The following is a 21,163-nucleotide window of genomic DNA, read 5'->3' as shown; positions in this document are numbered from 1 at the left end:
CGCGATCAATGCCCACGCAGGTCGCGCGGGCGGAAGCCCATCGCCACCATGGCCACTGCGTAGGTTGCGCCACCGCCACCGACCAGCAGTGCCAGGGCACCGATCCGCTCCCACACGCTCATGGCCGAGAAGCCCGGCAGCCAGTACAGCAGGGCCAGCAGCACACCGACCATGGCCGCGCAGGCCAGCAGCAGGCGCACCAGATAGCCGCCCCAGCCCGGCCGGCGCTGGTAGACATCGGTCTTGCCCAGCCAGTACCAGAGCAGGCCCAGGTTCAGATAACTGGACAGTGCGCTGGCAATGCCCAGCGCCAGGTGCAGGCCCGGCTGCTTGCCGATGGCGGCCATCACGCCCAGGGCCTTCAGCTCGTCCGGCACCATCACCTGGTACAGCACGGCCAGCAGCGCGAAGTTGAACACCATGTTGGCCACCAGCGCGGCCACACCGGCACGCACCGGGGTCTTGGTGTCCTGGCGGGCGTAGAAGGCCGGCAGCACCACCTTCAGCAGGGCGAATGCCGGCAGGCCGAAGCTCAGGCCGTACACCGACAGCGCGGTCATGCGGGTATCGAAGGCGCTGAACTGGCCGTGCTGGAAGATGGTCGCGATCAGCGGTTCGGCAAGCAGCAGCAGGCCCAGCATGGCCGGCACCGAAATCAGCAGGGTCATGCGCAGGCCCCAGTCCAGCGAGCGCGAGAAGCCCTCGCGGTCGGTACTCACGTGATGGCGGGCCAGCGCCGGCAGGATCACCGTGCCCAGCGCCACGCCGAACACACCCAGCGGCAGCTCAAGGAAGCGGTCGGCCAGCGACAGCCAGGACTGCGAGCCGTCGGTCAGCTTGGCCGCGATGACCGTGTCCAGCAGCAGGTTGATCTGCGCCACCGAGGAGCCGAACAGGGTCGGCACCATCAGCGTCATCACCTTGCGCACGCCCGGGTGGCTCCAGCCCCAGCGCGGCAGGGTCAGCAGGTTGATGCCCTTCAGCGAGGGCAGCTGGAACAGCAGCTGCAGGATGCCGGCGGCCAGTACCGCCCAGCCCAGCGCCAGGATCTGCTTTTCCGGGGTACCACCGAGCCGCGGCGCCAGCCACAGCGCGCCGGCGATCATGCACAGGTTGAGGATGACCGGGGTCAGCGCCGGCATCGCGAAGCGCTGGAAGCTGTTCAGCGCGCCGCCGGCCAGGGCGGTGAGCGAGACGAACAGCAGGAACGGGAAGGTCAGGCGGAACAGGTCGACCAGCAGGCCCTGCTTCACCGGATCGGTATCAACACCACTTGAGAAGACCGAGGCCAGCTGCGGCGCGAAGATCAGCGCCAGCGCGGTGACCAGCATCAGCACCCCACCCAGGGTGCCGGCGGTGCGGGCCATCAGCTCACGCAGTTCGGCGTGGCTGCGGGTTTCCTTCACTTCCGTGAACACCGGCACGAACGCGGTGGCGAAAGAGCCTTCGGCGAACAACCGGCGCAGGAAATTGGGTACCCTGAAGGCAACCCAGAACGCATCGGTGACCGCATTGGTGCCGAACGTGGTGGTGATCACCTGGTCCCGGACAAGTCCGAGCACCCGCGAGACCATGGTCATGCTGCTGAACGACAGCAGGCCTCGCAACATCTTCGGTGAACTCACTCAGCGTCCCTCTTGACAATCGACTTGACGTGCATTTCTCGGGCCATCATACTAGCTAGCTTGCTGTTCCCATAACACCGATTTTTTCAGGAAACCACCACCGTGGCCAATATCAAGTCCGCCAAGAAGCGCGCCAAGCAGACCGTCGTGCGCAACGCGCGCAACGTGGCTCAGCGCTCGATGCTGCGCACCGCTGTCAAGAAAGTGATCAAGGCGCTGGACGCCAACGATGCCGCCGGCGCCGAAGCCGCCTTCGCCGTTGCCCAGCCGATCCTGGATCGCTTCAGCGCGCGTGGCCTGATCCACAAGAACAAGGCTGCTCGCCACAAGAGCCGCCTGAACGACCGCATCAAGGCCCTCAAGGCCGCCTGATCCGGCGTTGCCGCCCTGCGCCCTTCGGGGCCGGGCAGCAGACAAGAACCCGGCCCCGGCCGGGTTTTTTGTTGCCTGCGATCCGGTAGCGCCGGCCGCTGGCCGGCTACCTCGGCGGATTGCCGGCCAGCGGTCGGCACTACCGGGAAACAAAAAACCCGGCCGAAGCCGGGTTTTTCGCATGGAACCACAACAGCATTACTGCGCGTTGCGAGCTTCCAGCTCGTCTTCCTTCTGGCGATCGAAGAACGCCATGATCCGGCTCATGATCGGGAAGGTGCCTTCACGACCCAGCGCGGAGACCAGGAACCATGGCTCCTTCCAGCCAAGCTCGGCGACGATCTGCTCGGCCGCAGCCTTCGCTTCATCTTCGAACATCAGGTCGGCCTTGTTCAGCACCAGCCAGCGCGGCTTCTGCAGCAGTTCCGGATCATGCTTTTCCAACTCGCGCTCGATCGCACGCACCTGCTCGACCGGGGAAATGCCTTCCACCCCACCTTCCATCGGCGAGATGTCCACCAGGTGCAGCAGCAGGCGGGTGCGCTGCAGGTGGCGCAGGAACTGCGCGCCGAGGCCGGCGCCATCCGCGGCACCTTCGATCAGGCCGGGAATGTCGGCGATCACGAAGCTGCGGTAATTCTCCACCTTCACCACACCCAGGTTCGGGTACAGCGTGGTGAACGGGTAATCGGCCACCTTCGGCGTCGCCGCCGAAACAGCGCGGATCAGGGTGCTCTTGCCGGCGTTGGGGAAGCCCAGCAGGCCGACGTCGGCCAGCAGCTTCAGCTCCAGCTTCAGCGTGCGCTCTTCGCCCGGCTCGCCCGGCAACGCCTGGCGCGGCGAGCGGTTGGTCGAGCTCTTGAAGTGCATGTTGCCGAGGCCGCCGCGGCCACCCTGGGCCACCAGCAGACGGTCGTTGTGCTGGGTCAGGTCGCCGATGACTTCGTCGGTGGCGACGTTGATCACCACGGTGCCGACCGGCACGGTGATGGTCAGGTCTTCGCCGCCCTTGCCATAGGCCTGGCGACCCATGCCGTTCTCGCCGCGCTGCGCCTTGAAGATGCGGTCATGGCGGAAGTCGACCAGGGTGTTCAGGTTTTCGTCGGCGCGGATGTACACGCTGCCGCCCGCACCGCCGTCGCCGCCGTCCGGGCCGCCGAGCGGAATGAACTTCTCGCGACGGAAGCCAATGCAGCCGTTGCCGCCGTTGCCGGCGAACACTTCGATTTCTGCTTCGTCTACCAGTTTCATTGTTTCGATGCCTGCGATGGGCGCGGCCTGCTGGCCGTCGCCTTGAATGTCATGCCAGCCGCGGGCCGGCAACCCGGCATGGCCGGTCTTGCGTTCACTCTAACGAAAAGCCCCGCCGAAGCGGGGCTCTTCATGCAGCACCCCCATGCCGGGGCACGGGTGCCGGCGATGCCTGGATCAGGCGTCGGCCGAGACGATGCTGACGGTGCGACGCTTCTTGGCGCCCTTGACCGAGAACTCCACCTTGCCGTCCACGAGGGCGAACAGGGTGTGGTCACGGCCCAGGCCAACGCCCGAACCCGGGTGGAACTGGGTGCCGCGCTGACGCACGATGATGTTGCCGGCTTCGATGGCCTGGCCGCCGAAGATCTTGACGCCCAGGTACTTCGGGTTGGAGTCGCGACCGTTGCGCGAGGAGCCTACGCCCTTTTTATGTGCCATGACTGCTTCTCCTGATGCTTAGCCGGCGATGCCGGTGATCTCGATTTCGGTGTAGTACTGACGGTGACCCTGACGCTTCATGTGGTGCTTGCGGCGACGGAACTTGATGATCCGGACCTTGTCAGCACGACCCTGGGACAGGACCTTGGCGGTGACGGCAGCGCCCTTCAGCGCATCGCCCAGCTTCACGCCGTCGCTGTCACCCAGCATCAGGATGTTGTCAAACTTGATCTCGCTGCCGACTTCGACTTCGAGCTTTTCAATGCGGAGCTTTTCGCCCTGCGCCACGCGGTATTGCTTACCGCCGGTGACCAGTACTGCGTACATGACCAGGCCTTCCTCTGTAGTTATTGTGGTCTGAGCTGCCGCCATCGAGGGCGGACAGGAGCGGGATTGTACGCAGATCAGCGACCGCGGGTCAAGTCAACCCCTGAACGGCCTGGAGGCCGGGTCCTGTAGGGCCGGGCCATGCTCGGCTGAATGGTTCGGGGTCCGGCCAGCCGAGCATGGCTCGGCTCTACACAAAGCTGTCGGCCTGTCTCATCAGGTGAGACATCGGGCTGGCATTGTCGCCCATTGCCCCCATCTGGTCACCTCGGTAGGCTGACCGATTGCCGTTCCCTGCTGGCCCGGCACCCAGCCAACGCCCCCACAACCGGATTCCCCATGGCGATGGATTTCATCCGCATCCGCGGCGCGCGGACGCACAACCTGAAGAACCTCGACCTCGACCTGCCCCGCGACAAACTGATCGTGATCACCGGCCTGTCCGGTTCGGGCAAGTCCTCGCTGGCGTTCGACACCATCTATGCAGAAGGCCAGCGCCGCTACGTCGAGTCGCTGTCGGCCTATGCGCGCCAGTTCCTGAGCGTGATGGAAAAGCCGGACCTGGACCACATCGAAGGCCTGTCCCCGGCCATCTCGATCGAGCAGAAGTCGACCTCGCACAACCCGCGCTCGACGGTCGGCACCATCACCGAGATCTACGACTACCTGCGCCTGCTGTACGCCCGCGTCGGCACGCCGCGCTGCCCGGACCACGGCTATCCGCTGGAAGCACAGACGGTCAGCCAGATGGTCGATCAGGTGCTGACGCTGGACCCGGAGCAGCGCTACATGCTGCTGGCGCCGGTCATCCGCGACCGCAAGGGCGAGCACGCGCAGGTCTTCGACCAGCTGCGCGCGCAGGGTTTCGTGCGTGTGCGCGTGGACGGCGAGCTGTATGAAATCGATGCGGTGCCGCCGCTGGCGCTGCGCCAGAAGCACACCATCGAGGCGGTGATCGACCGCTTCCGCCCACGCGAGGACATCAAGCAGCGCCTGGCCGAGAGCTTCGAGACCGCGCTGAAGCTGGGCGATGGCATGGCCTCGGTGCAGAGCCTGGACACGGCCGACGCCACACCGGCGCTGTTCTCCTCCAAGTACTCCTGCCCGGTGTGCGACTACTCGCTACCGGAGCTGGAACCGCGCCTGTTCTCGTTCAACGCACCGATGGGCGCCTGCCCCGGCTGCGATGGCCTGGGCATCGCCGAGTTCTTCGATCCTTCACGCGTGGTGGTGCACCCGGAGCTGTCGCTGGCCGCTGGTGCGGTGCGCGGCTGGGACCGTCGCAACGCCTACTACTTCCAGCTGATCGCCTCGCTGGCCAAGCACTACAAGTTCGACGTGGATGCCGCGTGGAACTCGCTGTCGACCAAGGTGCAGCAGGCCGTGCTGTACGGCAGCGGCGACGAAACGATCACCTTCACCTACTTCACCGAAGCCGGTGGCCGCACCCAGCGCAAGCACCGCTTCGAGGGCATCATTCCCAACCTCGAACGCCGCTACAAGGAAACCGAATCGCCGGCGGTGCGCGAGGAGCTGTCCAAGTACATCAGCGAACAGCCGTGCCCGGAATGCAACGGCGCGCGCCTGAACAAGGCAGCACGCAACGTGTTCGTGGCCGACCGTCCGCTGCCGGACCTGGTGGTGCTGCCGATCGACGAGGCGCTGAAGTTCTTCAGTGAACTGAGCCTGCCGGGCTGGCGCGGCGAGATCGCCTCGAAGATCGTCAAGGAGATCGGCGAACGCCTCGGCTTCCTGGTCGATGTGGGCCTGGATTACCTGACCCTGGAGCGCAAGGCCGACACCCTGTCCGGTGGCGAGGCGCAGCGCATCCGCCTGGCCAGCCAGATCGGTGCCGGCCTGGTCGGCGTGATGTACGTGCTCGACGAGCCGTCGATCGGCCTGCACCAGCGCGACAACGAACGCCTGCTCGGCACCCTCACCCGCCTGCGCGACCTGGGCAACACGGTGATCGTGGTCGAACATGACGAGGATGCGATCCGCCTGGCCGACTACGTGCTGGACATCGGCCCGGGCGCGGGCGTGCACGGCGGCGAGATCGTCGGCCAGGGCACCCTGCAGGACATCCTGGAAGCCCCGCGCTCGCTGACCGGCCAGTACCTGTCGGGCAAGCGCGCGATCGAGATTCCGGCGCGCCGGCACACGCCGAACCCGAAGATGACCCTGCACCTGCGGGGGGCGACCGGCAACAACCTGAAGGGCGTGGACCTGGCGATTCCGTCGGGCCTGCTGACCTGCGTGACCGGTGTGTCCGGCTCGGGCAAGTCGACCCTGATCAACGACACCCTGTTCTCGCTGGCCGCCAACGAGATCAACGGCGCCTCGCACCCGATCGCCCCGTACAAGGAGATCGATGGCCTGGACCTGTTCGACAAGGTGGTGGACATCGACCAGTCACCGATCGGCCGCACGCCGCGTTCGAACCCGGCCACTTACACCGGCCTGTTCACTCCACTGCGCGAACTGTTCGCACAGGTGCCTGAAGCGCGTGCGCGTGGCTATTCGCCGGGCCGCTTCAGCTTCAACGTGCGCGGCGGCCGCTGCGAAGCCTGCCAGGGTGACGGCCTGATCAAGGTCGAGATGCACTTCCTGCCGGACGTGTACGTGCCCTGCGACGTCTGCCATGGCAAGCGCTACAACCGCGAGACGCTGGAGATCCTGTACAAGGGCTTCAACATCAACGACGTGCTCGAAATGACCGTCGAAGATGCACTGAAGTTGTTCGAGCCGGTGCCGTCGATCGCACGCAAGCTGGAAACGCTGGTCGACGTCGGCCTGAGCTACATCAAGCTGGGCCAGAGCGCGACCACGCTCTCCGGTGGTGAAGCGCAGCGCGTGAAGCTGTCCAAGGAACTGTCGCGCCGCGATACCGGCCGCACCCTGTACATCCTCGACGAGCCGACCACCGGCCTGCACTTCCACGACATCGAAGCGCTGCTGGGTGTGCTGCACAAGCTGCGCGACGAAGGCAACACGGTGGTGGTGATCGAGCACAACCTCGATGTGATCAAGACCGCCGACTGGATCGTCGATCTGGGTCCGGAAGGCGGCCACCGCGGTGGCACCATCCTGGTCACCGGCACGCCGGAAGACGTGGCGGCCTGCCCGCAGTCGTATACCGGCCAGTTCCTGGCCCGCATGCTGCCGTCCACCAGCGCACGCCCTGAGCAGCCGGCCGCCGTGGCCAACAAGCCTGACGCCCGCCCGCCGCGCAAGGTAAAGCCAGAGAAGGCCGAGAAGCCGGCGAAGAAGGCCGTGGCTGCCAGGAGCACCGGCAAGATCAGCAAGACTGCAACTGCCAGCAAGAAGAAAAAGGACGCCTGATGAGCAGCGAACACAAGATCCTGGCCCGCATCCCGATCAGCGTGCGCTGGCGTGACATGGACAGCATGGGCCACGTCAACAACGCCAAGTACATTTCCTACCTGGAAGAAGCGCGCGTGCGTTGGATGCTGGGCGTGGAAGGCGTGTCGATGACCGACCGCATCGCACCGGTGGTGGCCGCGACCAACGTCAACTACCGGCTGCCGATCGTGTGGCCCAACGACATCCTGGTCGAACTGTTCGTCGAGCGCCTGGGCAACAGCAGCGTGACCATCGGCCATCGCATCGTCGACCAGCAGGACGATTCGAAGCTGTATTCCGACGGCAACGTGGTGGTGGTCTGGATGGATACGCAGACCGGCAAGAGCGCGCCGTTGCCGGACGCGATCCGCAACGCCTCTACCTGAAATGCCCTGGTAGGTGCCGACCTTGGTCGGCACGCTTCGACGGCAATGAGGTTGCCGGCCAGCGGCCGGCACCACCAACACTGTTCAAAGGACTGACATGATCCACCAGACTGGACTGAGCGACCTGCTGCCTGGCATGGCCCCCTTCCCCACCGATGTCTTCCCCGCCGACCAGGCCTGGCTCGGCCAGCACCTGCTGCCGCTGCTGAGGATCGACCTGGGTGTGCTGCGTCCGGAACTGGCCGGCCAGGTGGCAACGATGCTCTGCCCGATCGAGCCGTACGACGGCTGCATCGGCGAGACCACCGAAGAACACCACAACGATTTCACCAGCACCAACTGGATCGCCTTCGAACTGACCGCCGGCAACGAAATGCGTTTCCTCGGCAACGATGGCTATTTCATCGGCGACGCGGTGCAGGACAAGCACGCGCAGGAACACATCGCGCAGATGCGCGAGAGCTACGCCAAGGCGCGCGACTACCATGCCACGCATGGCCGCCTCGCCTGCTACTCGCGCTACGGCAAGGGTGAGGCCAGCGAGCGCGATTATCTGGATACGCTGGGTGGCCCGATTGGTTTCGGCAACTGGACCGAGACCGCGGAGATTCCCGCGGCCTTCGAACTGGGCTTCACCGAGGCTGCCGATGACCCCAACGCTGCGGACGATGCCGAAACGGTGATCATCACCCGCAATGGCAACAAATTCTTCGCCGTGGCCGACGTAGCCGGTTACAACTGGTGCGCCACCGGCGCCGATGCGATCGTGATGCTGTACGAGCCGGAAAGCCGCACGGTGCTGTTCTCGTACGACTGGTCTTAGAACCGTCGCCATGCAGCATTACACCGATGTGCGCGAACTGCTTCCGGGCATGACTGCGTTCCCGGAACCTGCAGCGGCCTTCAGTGATGATCAGCCGTGGCTGGCTGATCACCTGCTGCCGCTGCTGGCAGTCGACCTGGGCGTGCTGCGCCCGGAGCTGGCCGGTACCGTAGTGACGCTGCTTTGCCCGATCGAGCCATATGAAGGCTGTATCGGCGACGACACGCAGGCTTGGCACACACCCTTCACCAGCCCCAATTGGCTTGGTTTCCAGTTGCAGGCAGATAACCGCATGCGGCTGCTCGGCCAGGAAGGATATTTCCGGCGCGCGCCACAGCATGCCGACTCGCCGCTCGCAGACGAAGCATTGCGCCTGCACGCCGAGGATATGCATCGCAGCCATGCTCGTACCCGCGCCTTCTTCATGCAGCACGGGCGGCTGCCCAACGCGATGGATTCCGACGATGCGTCCGTTGCCGGCCAGGCATTCCTCGCCCATCTGGGCGGCCCTTTTCAAGATGGCAACTGGCCGGATTATGAGCGCATCCCCGAGGCCTTGGACCTGCAGTACAGCCAAGGCAGCACCTTGGGCGAAGACGCGAAGATCCGAATCCAGCGTGACGGACGGGACTTTTTCCCGGTCGCCAGCGTGCCGGCGTATGACTGGTGCGCCGCTGGCGCCGATGCGATCCTGATGTTCTACGAACCCCATAGCCGCACGGTACTGTTCACTTTCGACTGGTCGTAAGCCTCAGGGTAGTGCCCGCCGTTGGCCGACACTACCATCACGCTACGGCGCGGCCTTGCGCACGGTCAACGTCGTACTCGCTTCGCCACCGCCTTCCAGCTGCAGCCGCAGCGGCAGCGTCTGGCCTTCCTTCAGCGCGCCCTTGCCCTGCATCAGCATCAGGTGCAGGCCACCGGGCTTGAGCTCGGCACGCGCGCCGGGTGCCAATGGCAGGCGTTCAATGGCCCGCATCCGGCTGACGCCATCGACGATCGTGGTCTCGTGCAGCGACACATCTCCGAAACTGCTGCTGGCCGCGCCGGTGATCACCACCGCCTTGCTGCAGCCGTTGTGGATGACGCCGTAGCCCGCGGTCATCGGCATCGCCGGATTCGGCGGCAACCGCGCCCAGCCCTGCTCCACCGTGACGCAGGCCGGTTCTGCGGCCGAGGCCGATGCTGCGGCCGCACACAGAACCAACAGTACGCCAACGAATGGTTTGGTTATCATCGTCCAGGTTCCTTCTTCGCAACGAGACCGCAGCATGACGACGCTCATCGAGGTGATCAACCATGGCCCCATCCGCGAACTGCGCCTGGCGCGACCGCCGGTCAACGCACTGGACACCGAACTGTGCCGGCAGTTGATCCATGCCATCGAGCTGGCCATGGCCGAAGACGCGCATGGCATCGTGCTGTCGGGCAGCGAGCGTATCTTCACCGGCGGCATGGACGTGCCGCACCTGCTCTCGCATGGCGATGACAAGCACAAGTTGTTGGACACCTGGAACGCCTTCTTTGGCGCCGTGCGCACGCTGGCCGAGAGCCGCATTCCGGTGGTCGCGGCGATCACCGGCCACGCCCCGGCAGGTGGCTGCGTGCTGGCGCTGTGCTGCGACTACCGGGTGATGGCACGCAGCGCCGATCCGTCGCGGCCTTATGCCATCGGCCTGAACGAAGTGCAGGTCGGCCTGATCGCGCCGGAGGGCATCCAGCGCCTGCTGCGCCGCGCGGTGGGCGTACACCGCGCCGGCGTCCTGCTGACCACCGGTTCGCTGGTGCCGGCCGAACAGGCGCTGCAGATCGGCCTGGTCGACGAACTGGCCGAAGGCGACCTGGTGGTGGCGCGCGCCATCGCCTGGCTGCAGAACCTGCTCAAGCAGCCGCGCCAGCCGATGCTGCTGACCCGCGCCATCGCCCGCGCCGACCTGCACGTGGCGCTGCAGCCGGACCTGATCCAGCTCGACCGCTTCGTCGAGGCCTGGTTCGCCCCGGATGCGCAGAATGCCCTGCAGGCGCTGGTCGCCCGACTGGGCAAATAAACGATCGTGCCGGTTGCTGGCCGGCAACCGCAGGCGCCCCAGGAGGATCATGAGGTTGCCGGCCAGCGGCCGGCACTACCGATGATGGGCCGGCCTGCACCGGTATAATCGGGGCCTCTTCATTGCTGTGGCCGCCCCCTTGAACGACACGCCCGAACCCGTCGTCTCCGAGCTGATCGACCTGCTCACGCTGGAGCGGCTGGAGGACAACCTGTTCCGCGGGCAGAGCCGCGACATCGGCACCAAGTACGTGTTCGGCGGGCAGGTGCTGGGCCAGGCGCTGGCCGCGGCCCAGGCCACGGTCGACAACGGCCGCCACGTGCACTCACTGCACGCCTACTTCCTGCGTGCCGGCAACATCGACCACCCCATCGTCTACGACGTGGACCGCACCCGCGATGGCGGCAGTTTCTCGGTGCGCCGGGTGACTGCGATCCAGCACGGCAAGGTGATCTTCTTCTGCGCGGCCTCGTTCCAGCAGGCCGAGACCGGCGCCGAGCACCAGCACAAGATGCCCGAAGTGCCGCAGCCGGAAGACATCGAACCGAACCGTCCGCTGCCGGCCGAAGTGCTGGAGCGGCTGCCGATCAAGGTGCAGCGCTGGCTGTCGCGCGGCGGCCCATTCGAGTTCCGCCACGTCTACCCGCGCGACGAACTGAACCCGCCCAAGCGCCCGCCCTACCACCAGGTGTGGCTGCGCCTGAGCGAGCCGGTCGGCGACGCCCCGGAACTGCACCAGGCGCTGCTGGCCTACGCCTCCGACTTCCACCTGCTGGGCACGGCGACGTTCCCGCACGGCATCAGCTACTACCACCCGCACGTGCAGATGGCCTCGCTCGACCACGCGATCTGGTTCCACCGCCCGTTCCGTGCCGACGACTGGCTGCTGTACTCGCTGGACAGCCCCAGCGCGCAGGATTCACGCGGCCTGGCCCGCGGCCAGTTCTTCACCCGCAATGGCGTACTGGTGGCCAGCACTGCGCAGGAAGGCCTGATCCGCGTGGTTCCCGACCAGGCCGCGGCCGCCGCCGTGCCGGCCAAGGACTGATCCGATGCGCCAGATCTTCAGCAGCCAGCGCGTGGAAACCGTCGAAGGCGTGGCCGAGCTCCTGCGCGGGCATGGCATCGACGTCAAGGTGACCAATGGGCGCTCGTACAAGACCCGTCGCCGCGGCCAGTTCAGTTATACCGACCTGGGCAACGCCAACGCCTACCCGGCGGTGTGGATCGTGCGCGCCGACGACCAGCCACGCGCGCGTGAAATCCTGCGCGAGGCGCGCCTGCTCGACACCACCCGCCGCGACCATCCGACCGCCGAATTCGCCTTCCGCGACACCGCCGAAACGACCGGCAGCGGCCGCGGCTGGGCCTGGCGCATCCGCATCGCCCTGCTGGTGGTGATCGCCGGCGTCGCGCTGGTGATCGGCCTGCGCCATCGCGGCACCCCGGCGCCGACCGCACCGGCCCCTGCCCCGCAGGCACAGCCGCAGCAGGCACAGCCGGCCCCGCAGGCGGCACCGGAAGAGGAAGAAATCCGGGTCCGTATCCAGCCGTCGAAGTAACGCACGGGTAGTGCCGGCCGCTGGCCGGCACTACCGTGCAGAAGGCCGGTCACACTTCGCGTGCGGCTCCGTCATGGGACACAATCCCAGCAGGAGAGCCGCCGCCATGACGACGTTCGCCGCATCGATCGACCAGACCCTGGAACGCGAACTGCCGGCCGCCGCCAGTGGTTGCCAGCACGCCTATGGCCGCATCGTGCTGGCCTGCCAGAACACGGTTACCGCCATCGCGCTGGCCATCACCCGCGACCGCCAGGCCAGCGAGGACATCGCCCAGGAGGCCTTCGTGAAGGGCTGGCAGCAGCTGCACCAGCTGCGCAGTTCGACCAGCTTCCTGCCCTGGCTGCGGCAGATCACCCGCAACCTGGCCCGCGACTGGCTGCGTGCACAACGTGGGCGACCACTGACCGGCGAGGCAGCCGAGGTGGCGATGGGCATGGCCGCCGACCCGTCGCCGGGCGCGGCCGACCGCCTGCAGCGGGTGGAGGAAGAGATCGCCGCCGAGGACATCATTTCCGCGTTGCCCGCCGACAGCCGCGAAGTGCTGTTGCTGTACTACCGCGAAGGCCAGCGCTCGCAGCAGGTCGCCGATCTGCTCGGGCTCAGCGACGCGGCCGTGCGCAAGCGCCTGTCGCGTGCCCGCGCCCTGGTGCGCGACGGCCTGCTGCAGCGCTTCGGTGAGTTCGCGCGCAGCAGCGCACCCAGTGCCGCGTTCGCTACGGCGGTGGTTTCGATGGTGCTGGTGGCCGCGCCCGGCACTGCCAGCGCAGCAGTCCTGCTCGGCACCGGTGTCGGCATCGGCGGCAGCAAGCTCGGCCTCGGCGGTGCCAGTGCAGCGGGCGGTACCGCGATGGGCTCGTTGACCGCGACGCTGGGCCAGCTGCATGTGCTGCCGGCCGAAAGCTGGGGGGCCATCGCCGGCGGCGTGGTGGGCGGCGCAGTCGGCAGCTATCTCGGTGCCCGCTTCCTGATGTCATATGCCGAAACCGAGCAAGAACGCACGCAGGTGCGAGGCTTTGTGCGCCTCAACACCGGTACGGGCCTGGTCTGGTGCCTGGCGATGCTGGTGGCGGCGCTACTGCAGGCCCCGGTCTGGAGCCAGTTGCTGCTGTTGGCACTAGGCCTGGGCGTGGTCAACTACCAGTGCCTGGTGCCGCTGCAGCGGGTGATGGCACCGATGATCGCGCGCGATTCTGCCCGCCGAGGGCGAACCGGCATCAACTGGAAGTTCGAATCGATGTACGGCCGCACCGGCATCATCGGGGCGAACCTGTTCGTGATCGGCCTGGTGGCGTACACACTGATGCGCAACGGGCCCCTGTAACGGACAACGCCGGCAGTGCGCCGGCGTTGTCATCAATCACTGCGTTGAACCTCAGCGCTGCGGCTTCGGTGCACCGCCGTCGCGCGGACCGCCATGGCGCGGGCCGCCGTGCATCGGGCCCTTGGCTGCGTCGAACTCGGCCTTGCTCAGCTGGCCGTCCTTGTTGGTGTCGGCGGCAGCGAACCAGGCATCACGATGCTGCTTCATGCGCAGCTCGCGGTCGGCCTTGTCCAGGTAGCCGTCCTTGTTCAGATCAAGCTGGTCGAAGCGCGCGGCCAGGCGCGGATCGGCCTTGGCTTCCTCGCGGCTGATGCGGCCGTCCTTGTTGACGTCCAGCTTGGCCCAGCGCTCACCGCCGTGGCCACGTCGACCATGCTTCCAGCGCGGCAGCTCATCGCGCGAGAGCTTGCCGTCCTTGTTCTTGTCCAGCTCGTCGAACTTCGCGGCCAGGCGCGGGTTGGCAGCGGCCTCGCTGCGGTCGATGACGCCGTCGCCGTTGGCGTCCAGCCTGGCCGGGCGCTGCGCGGGCGTGGTCGTGGTGTCGGCCGCGAGCGCGATACCGGAAGCGGAGGTGCCGAGCAGCAGGGCCAGCAGCAGGGGGGTACGGATCATGAGGTCACTCCTGGGGATGGGAACAGCGTCGGGGTGATCACTTCACCCTCGGGGGACAACAACGCCCGGGCGCGACATCGGTTGACGCCGCTGCCGGTTCCATTCATCCGGCGGACAGTCGCCGCCACTGCGACGGGCTGGGGCTATGCTGTGTCCATGGCAATACACGGCGACAGAGACGACGAACTGCGGCTTTTCCAGACCGGCGAGCACCCCTGCGGGTACTGGTCGGACCGGGTGGCACGCGACCTGGTGCTGGACCCGAACGACCGCCGCCTCGGTGCGCTCTATCCACTGGCGCTGAGCTGGGGCTTCCGCCGCAGCGGCGACCTGGTCTACCGGCCGCACTGCGCGCACTGCCAGGCCTGCGTGGCGGTGCGCATCCCGGTGGCGCGCTTCGCCCCGGACCGCAGCCAGCGCCGCTGTGCTGCCCGCAATGACGACCTGGAGGTGCGGATCACTGCCGCCACCGCCCGCGACGACCTGTTCGCGCTGTATCACCGTTATCTCACCCACCGCCACGCCAACGGCGGCATGGACGACCATGGCCCGCACGAATTCGAGCAGTTCCTGATCGGCAGCTGGTCGCACACCCGCTTCATGGAAATGCGCCTGCCCGGCCACGACGGCCAGCCCAGCCAACTGCTGGGGGTGGCGGTGACCGACGTCACCGAGCACGGCCTGTCGGCGGTCTACACCTTCTTCGACCCGGACCACGCCGCGCGTGGGCTGGGCACCTTTGCGATCCTGCAGCAGATCGAGTGGGCGCGTCGCGAGGGCCTGCCACACGTGTATCTGGGCTACTGGATCCGCGGCCACCAGAAGATGGACTACAAGCGTCGCTTCCATCCGCTGGAGGCCTACGACGGCCGCCGCTGGCACGATTTCGACAATGATCTGGACGGGCGCTGACAAACCGCTGACACCGGGCCGGGTGCACAATACGGCCCATGAACATGACCCGCCGCCATCCCCTGATCCTCGCCCTGGCCCTGCTCTGCGGCGCCACCGCCCCTGCCTTCGCCACGTCCCCCGCGATGACCGAAAAGCCGTCCACTGCGCTGCGCCTGGCCACCTACAACACCTCGCTGTACTCCGATGACGCCGGTGGCCTGATCAAGGAACTGGAAGGCGACAGCGAGCACGCACGCAAGATCGCCGCGGTGCTGCAGCAGGTGCGCCCGGATCTGGTGCTGCTGAACGAATTCGATTTCGACGACGCCCATCGCGCCGCCGACCTGTTCCAGAAGCGCTACCTGGAAGTGGCCCAGCCCGGCGGCGGCAAGCCGCTGCACTTCGCCTACCGCTACCTGGCCCCGGTCAACACCGGCGTGCCCAGTGGCCTGGACCTGGACAACAATGGCGTGGTCGGCGGCGAAGGCCGCAGCCGCGGCAACGATGCATGGGGCTACGGCCTGCACCCGGGCCAGTACGGCATGCTGGTGCTGTCGCGCTACCCGATCGATGAAGCCAAGGTGCGCAGCTTCCAGCTGCTGAAGTGGAGCGCGATGCCCGGCGCCATCCGCCCGGTCGATCCGCGTACCGGCCAGAGCTTCTACAACGACCACGTGTGGTCGCAGCTGCGCCTGTCGTCGAAGTCGCATTGGGACGTGCCGGTGAAGACCCCGGCCGGCGTGGTCCACGCGCTGGTTTCGCACCCGACCCCGCCGGTATTCGACGGCCCGGAGAAGCGCAACGCGGCACGCAACCACGACGAACTGCGCCTGTGGCAGGAATACCTGTCCAAGGGTGACAAGCCGTGGCTGTGCGACGACAAGGGCCAGTGCGGCGGCCTGGCGCAGGACGCGCGCTTCGTGATCCTCGGCGACCTCAACAACGACCCGGTCGATGGCGATGGCCGCCATGAGGCGATCGTCGAACTGATCGAGAACGCCCGCGTGCTGCGCTACCCCACCCCGCGCAGCGTCGGCGGCGAGCAGACCAGCCTGGCCTATGCGGCCAAGGGCATCGAGCGCAAGGGCGCACCGTTCCACGCCACCGGCGACTTCGGCCCGAAGTCCGGCACGATGCGCCTGGACTACGTGCTGCCCTCGACCGGTTTCGAATACGTGGGCAGCGGCATCTTCTGGCCGGCCAATGAAAGCCCGGAAGCGAAGATCGCCGACGGCAGCGACCACCACCTGGTGTGGGTGGACGTGAAGTAATAAAAAGGGGACGGAGGGGATTAAGTCGTTTGTGCCACAAACGACTTAATCCCCTCCGTCCCCTTTTTGCTTTACGGGCGCAGTTCGACGCCGATGGCCTCGGCGGCATCACGCGCGATGGCTCGCGCTTCGTCGATGCTTTCCGCGCGCGCCAGGGTCACGCCCACGCGGCGATGACCATGCACGCTCGGCTTGCCGAACAGGCGCACGGCGGTGTCCGGCACCTGCAGTGCGGCGGCGACGTTGTTGAAGTACGGCACGCCCTCGCCGTGTGCCAACAATGCGCACGACGCCGACGGGCCGCTCTGGCGGATCACCGGAATCGGCAGGCCGAGGATGGCGCGCGCGTGCAGCGCGAACTCGCTCAGTTCCTGCGATACCAGCGTCACCAGGCCGGTGTCGTGCGGGCGCGGCGACACTTCGCTGAACCACACCTCGTCGCCCTTCACGAACAGCTCGACACCAAACAGGCCCCAGCCGCCGAGGTCGTCGGTGATCGCGCGCGAAATCTCTTCGGCACGCGCCAGTGCCGCGCTCGACATTGGCTGCGGCTGCCAGCTTTCGCGGTAGTCGCCATCCTTCTGCAGATGCCCGATCGGCGCACAGAACGAGGTGCCGCCGGCATGGCGCACGGTCAGCAGGGTGATCTCGTAATCGAAATCGATGAAGCCTTCGACGATGCAGCGGCCGGCACCGGCACGGCCACCGGTCTGCGCATAGTCCCAGGCGGGTGCGATGTCCGCCTCGCTGCGCAGGGTGCTCTGGCCCTTGCCCGAGGACGACATCACCGGCTTGACCACGCACGGCAGGCCGATGGCGGCCACGGCAGCACGGTATTCGGCTTCGGTATCAACGAAGCGGTACGGCGAGGTCGGCAGGCCCAGGGTCTCGACAGCCAGGCGGCGGATGCCTTCGCGGTCCATGGTCAGGCGCGCGGCACGCGCGGTCGGGATCACCCGCAGGCCCTGCTCCTGTTCCAGCTGGACCAGGGTTTCGGTATGGATGGCCTCGATCTCCGGCACCACCAGGTGCGGCTGCTCCTGGGCGATCAGCGCGCGCAGCGCCATTGCATCGAGCATGTCGATCACATGCGAGCGGTGCGCGACCTGCATGGCCGGCGCATCGGCATAACGGTCAGCGGCGATCACTTCCACGCCCAGCCGCTGCAGCTCGATCGCCACCTCCTTGCCGAGTTCGCCCGAGCCCAGCAGCAGCACGCGGGTAGCGGAGGGAGACAACGGAGTTCCAAGCTTGGCCATGGCGGTTCCAGCAGCGATGTGAAGGCGGGTGGGCATTCTAGCTGGCCGACCGCCCCGGCCACGGCATCCGACGAACGGTAGTCGACAAGTGATATCACTTTGATATCTTCATTCCGAACCCTCAAGGACGTACCGCCATGAAAGAGAAGTCGCTGTCTTCCCTCAACGGCCTCGGCACGCTGGCCGGCGCCCTGCTCGTCGCCCTCGCTGGCGCCGCCCTGTTCGTACTGGGTGTGGCAGCCAAGGCCAGCGCCGGCTCGCCCAACCTGCTGCTGATGCTGCTGGGCGCCCTGCTGGTGGCGCTGGGCGTGTTCATCCTGGCCGGCCTGTACACCATCCAGCCCAACCAGGCGGCGGTGCTGAGCCTGTTCGGCAAGTACGTGGGTACCGTGAAGGACAACGGCCTGCGCTGGAACAACCCCTTCTTTGCCAAGCGCCGGGTCAGCCAGCGCGTGCGCAACTTCGAGAGCGGCAAGCTGAAGGTCAACGAGCTGGACGGCAGCCCGATCGAGATTGCCGCGGTGATCGTCTGGCAGGTGGTCGATGCCTCCGAGGCGGTCTACAACGTGGACGACTACGAGAGCTTCGTGCACATCCAGTCCGAATCGGCGCTGCGCGCGATGGCCACCAGCTACCCCTACGACCAGCACGAGGACGGCCAGCTGGCTCTGCGCAGCCACGCCAGCGAGATTTCCCAGCACCTGAAGAACGAACTGGCCGAGCGCCTGGCCGACGCCGGCGTGCAGGTGATCGACGCGCGTATCAGCCACCTGGCCTACGCCGCCGAAATCGCCCAGGCGATGCTGCAGCGGCAGCAGGCCAACGCGGTGATCGCCGCACGCACGCGCATCGTGGCCGGTGCGGTCGGCATGGTCGAGATGGCCCTGGCCGAACTGCAGAAGAACGGCGTGGTGCAGCTGGACGAGGAACGCAAGGCGCACATGGTCAGCAACCTGCTGACCGTGCTGTGCTCGGACCGCGGCACCCAGCCGATCGTCAATGCCGGCTCGCTGTATTGAGCCACACTCGCAACGGGGTGCCCCACCGCCCCGCCAGGAGCCCCCATGAGTGAGAAAAAAGCCTACCCGCTGCGCATCAACGCCGACGTCCTGGCTGCGGCACAGCGCTGGGCTGATGACGAGCTGCGCAGCCTCAACGCGCAGATCGAATACGTGCTGCGCGACGCCCTGCGCAAGGCAGGACGCCTGCCGAAACCCACGCCATCGTCGGAGGACAAGGAATGAGCAAGCGCTGGAGCTACCAGACCATCGAGGTCAAGACGTCCCTGATGGGCCTGCACAAAGCCGAGGACATCCAGGCCGAACTCAGCCGCCAGGGCCAACTGGGCTGGGAACTGGTCAACATCATCATCCCGGCACCGATGCGCCCGGCGATGCTGGTGTTCAAGAAGGAGGCCTGAACCATGGGCGGCAGCGACCCGAAACCCTTTGACGTGGCCGAGAGCTCGCCGCTGCGCGTGCTCTGGATCGTGCTGCCGCTGCTGGCTGCCTTCGTGGCCTGCCTGTATGCACAGCTGTACAAGGCACCGGCGAGCGCACCCTGGATCGAAGTAACGCTGTCGCCGCCCTGGTTCCGGATGGGCGGCAGTGCGGCATGGAGCCTGATCGTCATCGCTGTACTCGCTGTCGGGCTGGGAGCCGCATTCTTCCGCCGCCGCGTGGAGCTGGCCGGCAACGTACTGGACGTGTGCTCGACGATGTATCGGCGGCGCGTGCCGGTGGCGCAGCTGCGGCTGGACCAGGCCGAGGTGGTCGACCTGCAGCGTGACCGCCGCTATGGCATCCGTGTCAAAACCAATGGCTATTCAATGCCGGGCTTCTACTCGGGCCACTTCCGCCTGCAGGGAGGCGGCAAGGGCTTCGCCCTGGTCACCGACCGTGCGCGTGTGCTCGCCCTGCCGGTCAGTGATGGCAGCACGCTGCTGCTCAGCGTGGACCGGCCGCAGGCGCTGCTCGATGCGCTGCGCAAGGTGGCCGCGTCGGCGCCACGGCAGTAAGCTGCGGCGATGCAACGACGCGCGCCCCTGCTGATCAATACCGAGGCCATCGAGCTGTGGCCCGCCCACCTGTTGCGTGCACGCAGCAACCTGGATGCACGCCTGCTGTCGCAGGCGCACTGGGTGCTGCGGCGCAAGCGCGATGGCCGTTATCTGGCGGCGGTACTGGCGCAGGGTGTGCACGCCATGGTGCCGCACCTGCCGCGCGAACCCGGGGTCGAGGAAGCATTGGCGCTGCTGGATGCCGCGGCTGCACGGCCCTTCGGCGCCGGACTGGAAGACCAGTGGCTGCCGCTGGCCGGGTTGCAGCAACGCCTGCAGCAGCTTGGCCTGGATGCACAGCGCTATGCCGACGACAGCGGCCTGCCGCTGGAATCCGAGCCGTGCCTGCTGCACTTCGCCGGTCGCGACCGCTTCGCCCGCCCGTTGTGGCTGCGCCGTGGCGCCGCGCAGGGCTGGCGGCGGATGCGACTGCACGCGGCACAGGATGGAATTGCGCTGGACGCCATCTCCGGCTTCCGCAGCCATGCCTACCAGCTGGGCATCTTCGAACGGAAGCTGGCGCGCGGCTTGAGCGTGGCAGAGATCCTGAAGGTGAATGCCGCACCGGGTTTCAGCGAACACCACAGCGGCCACGCGCTGGACATCGGCACACCGGGCGACGCGCCGGCCGAAGAATCGTTCGAAACCACCGACGCGTTCGCGTGGCTGCAGGCGCATGCCGGCGGGCACGGCTTCCATCTGAGTTACCCGCGCGACAACCCGCACGGCATCGTCTACGAACCGTGGCACTGGTGCTGGAGACCGGCCAACGGCTGAGCCCCTCGTGGCGAAATCCTGGAGCGGTCAGCGCATGGCCGCGGGATGGAACAAGAGAGCAAAGACAAAAGCGGGTCGCTTCGCTCGAAGCCTCTATAACGGATCAGCGCGCGGCTGTTGGGTCCGCCTTCAAGCGAGCCGAGCACCGCAGGTCCGGCGAGGGCGAAGAGGTGCGGGTGTCTGAGCGCAGCGAGTTCCCGCACCGTCCCTCGACGGGCGGAGGAGCGCAGGGGACCGGTGCGCAGCACCGGCTCGCGGCCGGCGGCGCGTTTCTTTTGGTTACTTTTCTTTTCGCGCGAAAAGAAAAGTAACGCCCATGAACGGTGCAGATCGCATCAGCATGGATCGAAGCAACAACGTCGACTCAGTCACCGCCTCAACGCATTGATCGCCAGCAACACCCATCCGGCCATCATGCTGGTGCCACCGATCGGCGCCATCCGCGTCGGCCACTGCCACAACGCACCGCCCACCAGGCTGCCGGAAAACAGCAGCACCCCCAGCAGCAGCACGTACAGCGCCAGGTGCGCGATCGCTCCCTGCGCGCGCGGGCCAAGCGCCACCAGTACCGCGCCATGCGCGAACGCATACAGCGCCGCCATGTTCAGATGCTGCTGCGCCAGCGGGTCGGCCACGCCGTGCGAGGCATAGGCCGACAGGCCGATCGAGGCAGCGGCCAGCAGCGCACCCAGGCAGGCCAGCAGCGAAGGCTTACGTGCGCGACGTTCGAGATTGAACATGTGGGCTCCTTGCGCAGCGCCCTTGCCGG

General features: G+C 66.8%; 24 protein-coding genes. 16 read left to right on the top strand and 8 right to left on the bottom strand.

Annotated features, from left to right (window positions below; all coding sequences use genetic code 11):
* Positions 1 to 5: 5 nt before the first annotated feature.
* A complete protein-coding gene (gene murJ, locus EKL94_RS02965) occupies positions 6 to 1,610 on the bottom strand; it encodes a murein biosynthesis integral membrane protein MurJ (protein ID WP_126927936.1) in 1,605 nt (534 codons plus the stop codon).
* A gap of 117 nt (positions 1,611 to 1,727) precedes the next feature.
* On the opposite strand from murJ, the gene rpsT reads away from it, so the two are divergent.
* A complete protein-coding gene (gene rpsT, locus EKL94_RS02960) occupies positions 1,728 to 1,997 on the top strand; it encodes a 30S ribosomal protein S20 (protein ID WP_005408560.1) in 270 nt (89 codons plus the stop codon).
* A gap of 198 nt (positions 1,998 to 2,195) precedes the next feature.
* Here rpsT and cgtA read toward each other — a convergent pair whose 3' ends face one another.
* The 3 genes from cgtA to rplU all read right to left on the bottom strand — a co-directional run bounded on the left by cgtA (position 2,196) and on the right by rplU (position 4,016).
* Positions 2,196 to 3,248, bottom strand: a complete 1,053-nt coding sequence (gene cgtA / locus EKL94_RS02955; protein ID WP_049434686.1) for an Obg family GTPase CgtA — start codon at positions 3,246 to 3,248, stop codon at positions 2,196 to 2,198.
* 177 nt (positions 3,249 to 3,425) lie between these two features.
* Complete coding sequence (gene rpmA, locus EKL94_RS02950) at positions 3,426 to 3,689, bottom strand: 50S ribosomal protein L27 (protein WP_005415704.1); 264 nt, start codon at positions 3,687 to 3,689, stop codon at positions 3,426 to 3,428.
* Positions 3,690 to 3,707: 18 nt separating this feature from the next.
* Positions 3,708 to 4,016, bottom strand: coding sequence for a 50S ribosomal protein L21 (rplU, locus tag EKL94_RS02945; RefSeq protein ID WP_005408557.1), 309 nt, complete (start codon positions 4,014 to 4,016; stop codon positions 3,708 to 3,710).
* A 339-nt stretch (positions 4,017 to 4,355) separates the two neighbouring features.
* On the opposite strand from rplU, the gene uvrA reads away from it, so the two are divergent.
* The 4 genes from uvrA (at position 4,356) to EKL94_RS02925 (ending at position 9,336) form a co-directional block, all read left to right on the top strand.
* Entirely contained in the window at positions 4,356 to 7,358 is a 3,003-nt protein-coding gene (gene uvrA, locus EKL94_RS02940) for an excinuclease ABC subunit UvrA (RefSeq protein WP_126927912.1), read from the top strand.
* A complete protein-coding gene (locus EKL94_RS02935; protein ID WP_126927911.1) occupies positions 7,358 to 7,765 on the top strand; it encodes an acyl-CoA thioesterase in 408 nt (135 codons plus the stop codon). Before uvrA ends, EKL94_RS02935 begins: the two co-directional genes overlap by 1 nt.
* Before the next feature lie 97 nt (positions 7,766 to 7,862).
* Positions 7,863 to 8,588 (top strand): enolase, encoded by a 726-nt coding sequence (locus EKL94_RS02930; protein WP_126927910.1) that lies wholly within the window; start codon positions 7,863 to 7,865, stop codon positions 8,586 to 8,588.
* Positions 8,589 to 8,598: 10 nt separating this feature from the next.
* On the top strand, positions 8,599 to 9,336 hold the full coding sequence (locus EKL94_RS02925) for an enolase (RefSeq protein ID WP_126927909.1): 738 nt from the start codon (positions 8,599 to 8,601) through the stop codon (positions 9,334 to 9,336).
* A gap of 42 nt (positions 9,337 to 9,378) precedes the next feature.
* Here EKL94_RS02925 and EKL94_RS02920 read toward each other — a convergent pair whose 3' ends face one another.
* Positions 9,379 to 9,825 (bottom strand): copper chaperone PCu(A)C, encoded by a 447-nt coding sequence (locus tag EKL94_RS02920; RefSeq protein ID WP_126927908.1) that lies wholly within the window; start codon positions 9,823 to 9,825, stop codon positions 9,379 to 9,381.
* 34 nt (positions 9,826 to 9,859) lie between these two features.
* On the opposite strand from EKL94_RS02920, the gene EKL94_RS02915 reads away from it, so the two are divergent.
* The 4 genes from EKL94_RS02915 to EKL94_RS02900 all read left to right on the top strand — a co-directional run bounded on the left by EKL94_RS02915 (position 9,860) and on the right by EKL94_RS02900 (position 13,522).
* The gene (locus EKL94_RS02915) at positions 9,860 to 10,636 is read left to right on the top strand and encodes an enoyl-CoA hydratase/isomerase family protein (RefSeq protein WP_049462328.1); all 777 of its coding nucleotides are present in this window, start codon (positions 9,860 to 9,862) and stop codon (positions 10,634 to 10,636) included.
* Between the two features lie 127 nt (positions 10,637 to 10,763).
* A complete protein-coding gene (tesB, locus tag EKL94_RS02910) occupies positions 10,764 to 11,684 on the top strand; it encodes an acyl-CoA thioesterase II (RefSeq protein WP_004148214.1) in 921 nt (306 codons plus the stop codon).
* Between the two features lie 4 nt (positions 11,685 to 11,688).
* On the top strand, positions 11,689 to 12,198 hold the full coding sequence (locus EKL94_RS02905) for a pathogenicity-like protein (RefSeq protein WP_126927907.1): 510 nt from the start codon (positions 11,689 to 11,691) through the stop codon (positions 12,196 to 12,198).
* Between the two features lie 106 nt (positions 12,199 to 12,304).
* Positions 12,305 to 13,522, top strand: coding sequence for an RNA polymerase sigma factor (locus tag EKL94_RS02900; RefSeq protein ID WP_126927906.1), 1,218 nt, complete (start codon positions 12,305 to 12,307; stop codon positions 13,520 to 13,522).
* A 51-nt stretch (positions 13,523 to 13,573) separates the two neighbouring features.
* Here EKL94_RS02900 and EKL94_RS02895 read toward each other — a convergent pair whose 3' ends face one another.
* Entirely contained in the window at positions 13,574 to 14,134 is a 561-nt protein-coding gene (locus EKL94_RS02895) for an EF-hand domain-containing protein (RefSeq protein WP_126927905.1), read from the bottom strand.
* A gap of 156 nt (positions 14,135 to 14,290) precedes the next feature.
* On the opposite strand from EKL94_RS02895, the gene EKL94_RS02890 reads away from it, so the two are divergent.
* Entirely contained in the window at positions 14,291 to 15,046 is a 756-nt protein-coding gene (locus EKL94_RS02890) for an arginyltransferase (protein WP_111150364.1), read from the top strand.
* 38 nt (positions 15,047 to 15,084) lie between these two features.
* Positions 15,085 to 16,299, top strand: a complete 1,215-nt coding sequence (locus tag EKL94_RS02885; protein ID WP_126927904.1) for an endonuclease/exonuclease/phosphatase family protein — start codon at positions 15,085 to 15,087, stop codon at positions 16,297 to 16,299.
* Positions 16,300 to 16,370: 71 nt separating this feature from the next.
* On the opposite strand, the gene purT is transcribed toward EKL94_RS02885, so the two are convergent.
* Entirely contained in the window at positions 16,371 to 17,558 is a 1,188-nt protein-coding gene (gene purT / locus EKL94_RS02880) for a formate-dependent phosphoribosylglycinamide formyltransferase (protein WP_126927903.1), read from the bottom strand.
* 137 nt (positions 17,559 to 17,695) lie between these two features.
* Between purT and EKL94_RS02875 the strand changes: the two genes are divergently transcribed.
* The 5 genes from EKL94_RS02875 to EKL94_RS02855 are packed head-to-tail and all read left to right on the top strand — an operon-like array spanning position 17,696 to position 20,394.
* Positions 17,696 to 18,577 carry an SPFH domain-containing protein gene (locus EKL94_RS02875; RefSeq protein WP_024956284.1) on the top strand — a complete coding sequence of 294 codons (882 nt, stop codon included), beginning with the start codon at positions 17,696 to 17,698 and terminating at the stop codon, positions 18,575 to 18,577.
* A gap of 45 nt (positions 18,578 to 18,622) precedes the next feature.
* On the top strand, positions 18,623 to 18,802 hold the full coding sequence (locus EKL94_RS02870) for a type II toxin-antitoxin system antitoxin (protein WP_005415691.1): 180 nt from the start codon (positions 18,623 to 18,625) through the stop codon (positions 18,800 to 18,802).
* Entirely contained in the window at positions 18,799 to 18,978 is a 180-nt protein-coding gene (locus tag EKL94_RS02865; protein WP_126927902.1) for a DUF4177 domain-containing protein, read from the top strand. Before EKL94_RS02870 ends, EKL94_RS02865 begins: the two co-directional genes overlap by 4 nt.
* 3 nt (positions 18,979 to 18,981) lie before the next feature.
* Positions 18,982 to 19,575, top strand: coding sequence for a PH domain-containing protein (locus tag EKL94_RS02860; RefSeq protein WP_126927901.1), 594 nt, complete (start codon positions 18,982 to 18,984; stop codon positions 19,573 to 19,575).
* A 9-nt stretch (positions 19,576 to 19,584) separates the two neighbouring features.
* Positions 19,585 to 20,394 carry a M15 family metallopeptidase gene (locus EKL94_RS02855; RefSeq protein WP_126927900.1) on the top strand — a complete coding sequence of 270 codons (810 nt, stop codon included), beginning with the start codon at positions 19,585 to 19,587 and terminating at the stop codon, positions 20,392 to 20,394.
* A 368-nt stretch (positions 20,395 to 20,762) separates the two neighbouring features.
* Here EKL94_RS02855 and EKL94_RS02850 read toward each other — a convergent pair whose 3' ends face one another.
* Positions 20,763 to 21,134: a DUF423 domain-containing protein gene (locus EKL94_RS02850; RefSeq protein WP_019659313.1), complete on the bottom strand. Its 372-nt coding sequence runs from the start codon at positions 21,132 to 21,134 to the stop codon at positions 20,763 to 20,765.
* Between the last annotated feature and the right edge of the window lie 29 nt (positions 21,135 to 21,163).

Origin of the sequence: Stenotrophomonas maltophilia, from assembly GCF_003970865.1 — a bacterium.
In the GTDB taxonomy this organism is placed as follows: Bacteria; Pseudomonadota; Gammaproteobacteria; order Xanthomonadales; family Xanthomonadaceae; genus Stenotrophomonas; species Stenotrophomonas maltophilia_AR.
The sequence above is the reverse complement of the archived record's forward strand: the minus strand, read 5'-3'. Positions and strand labels throughout refer to the sequence as shown.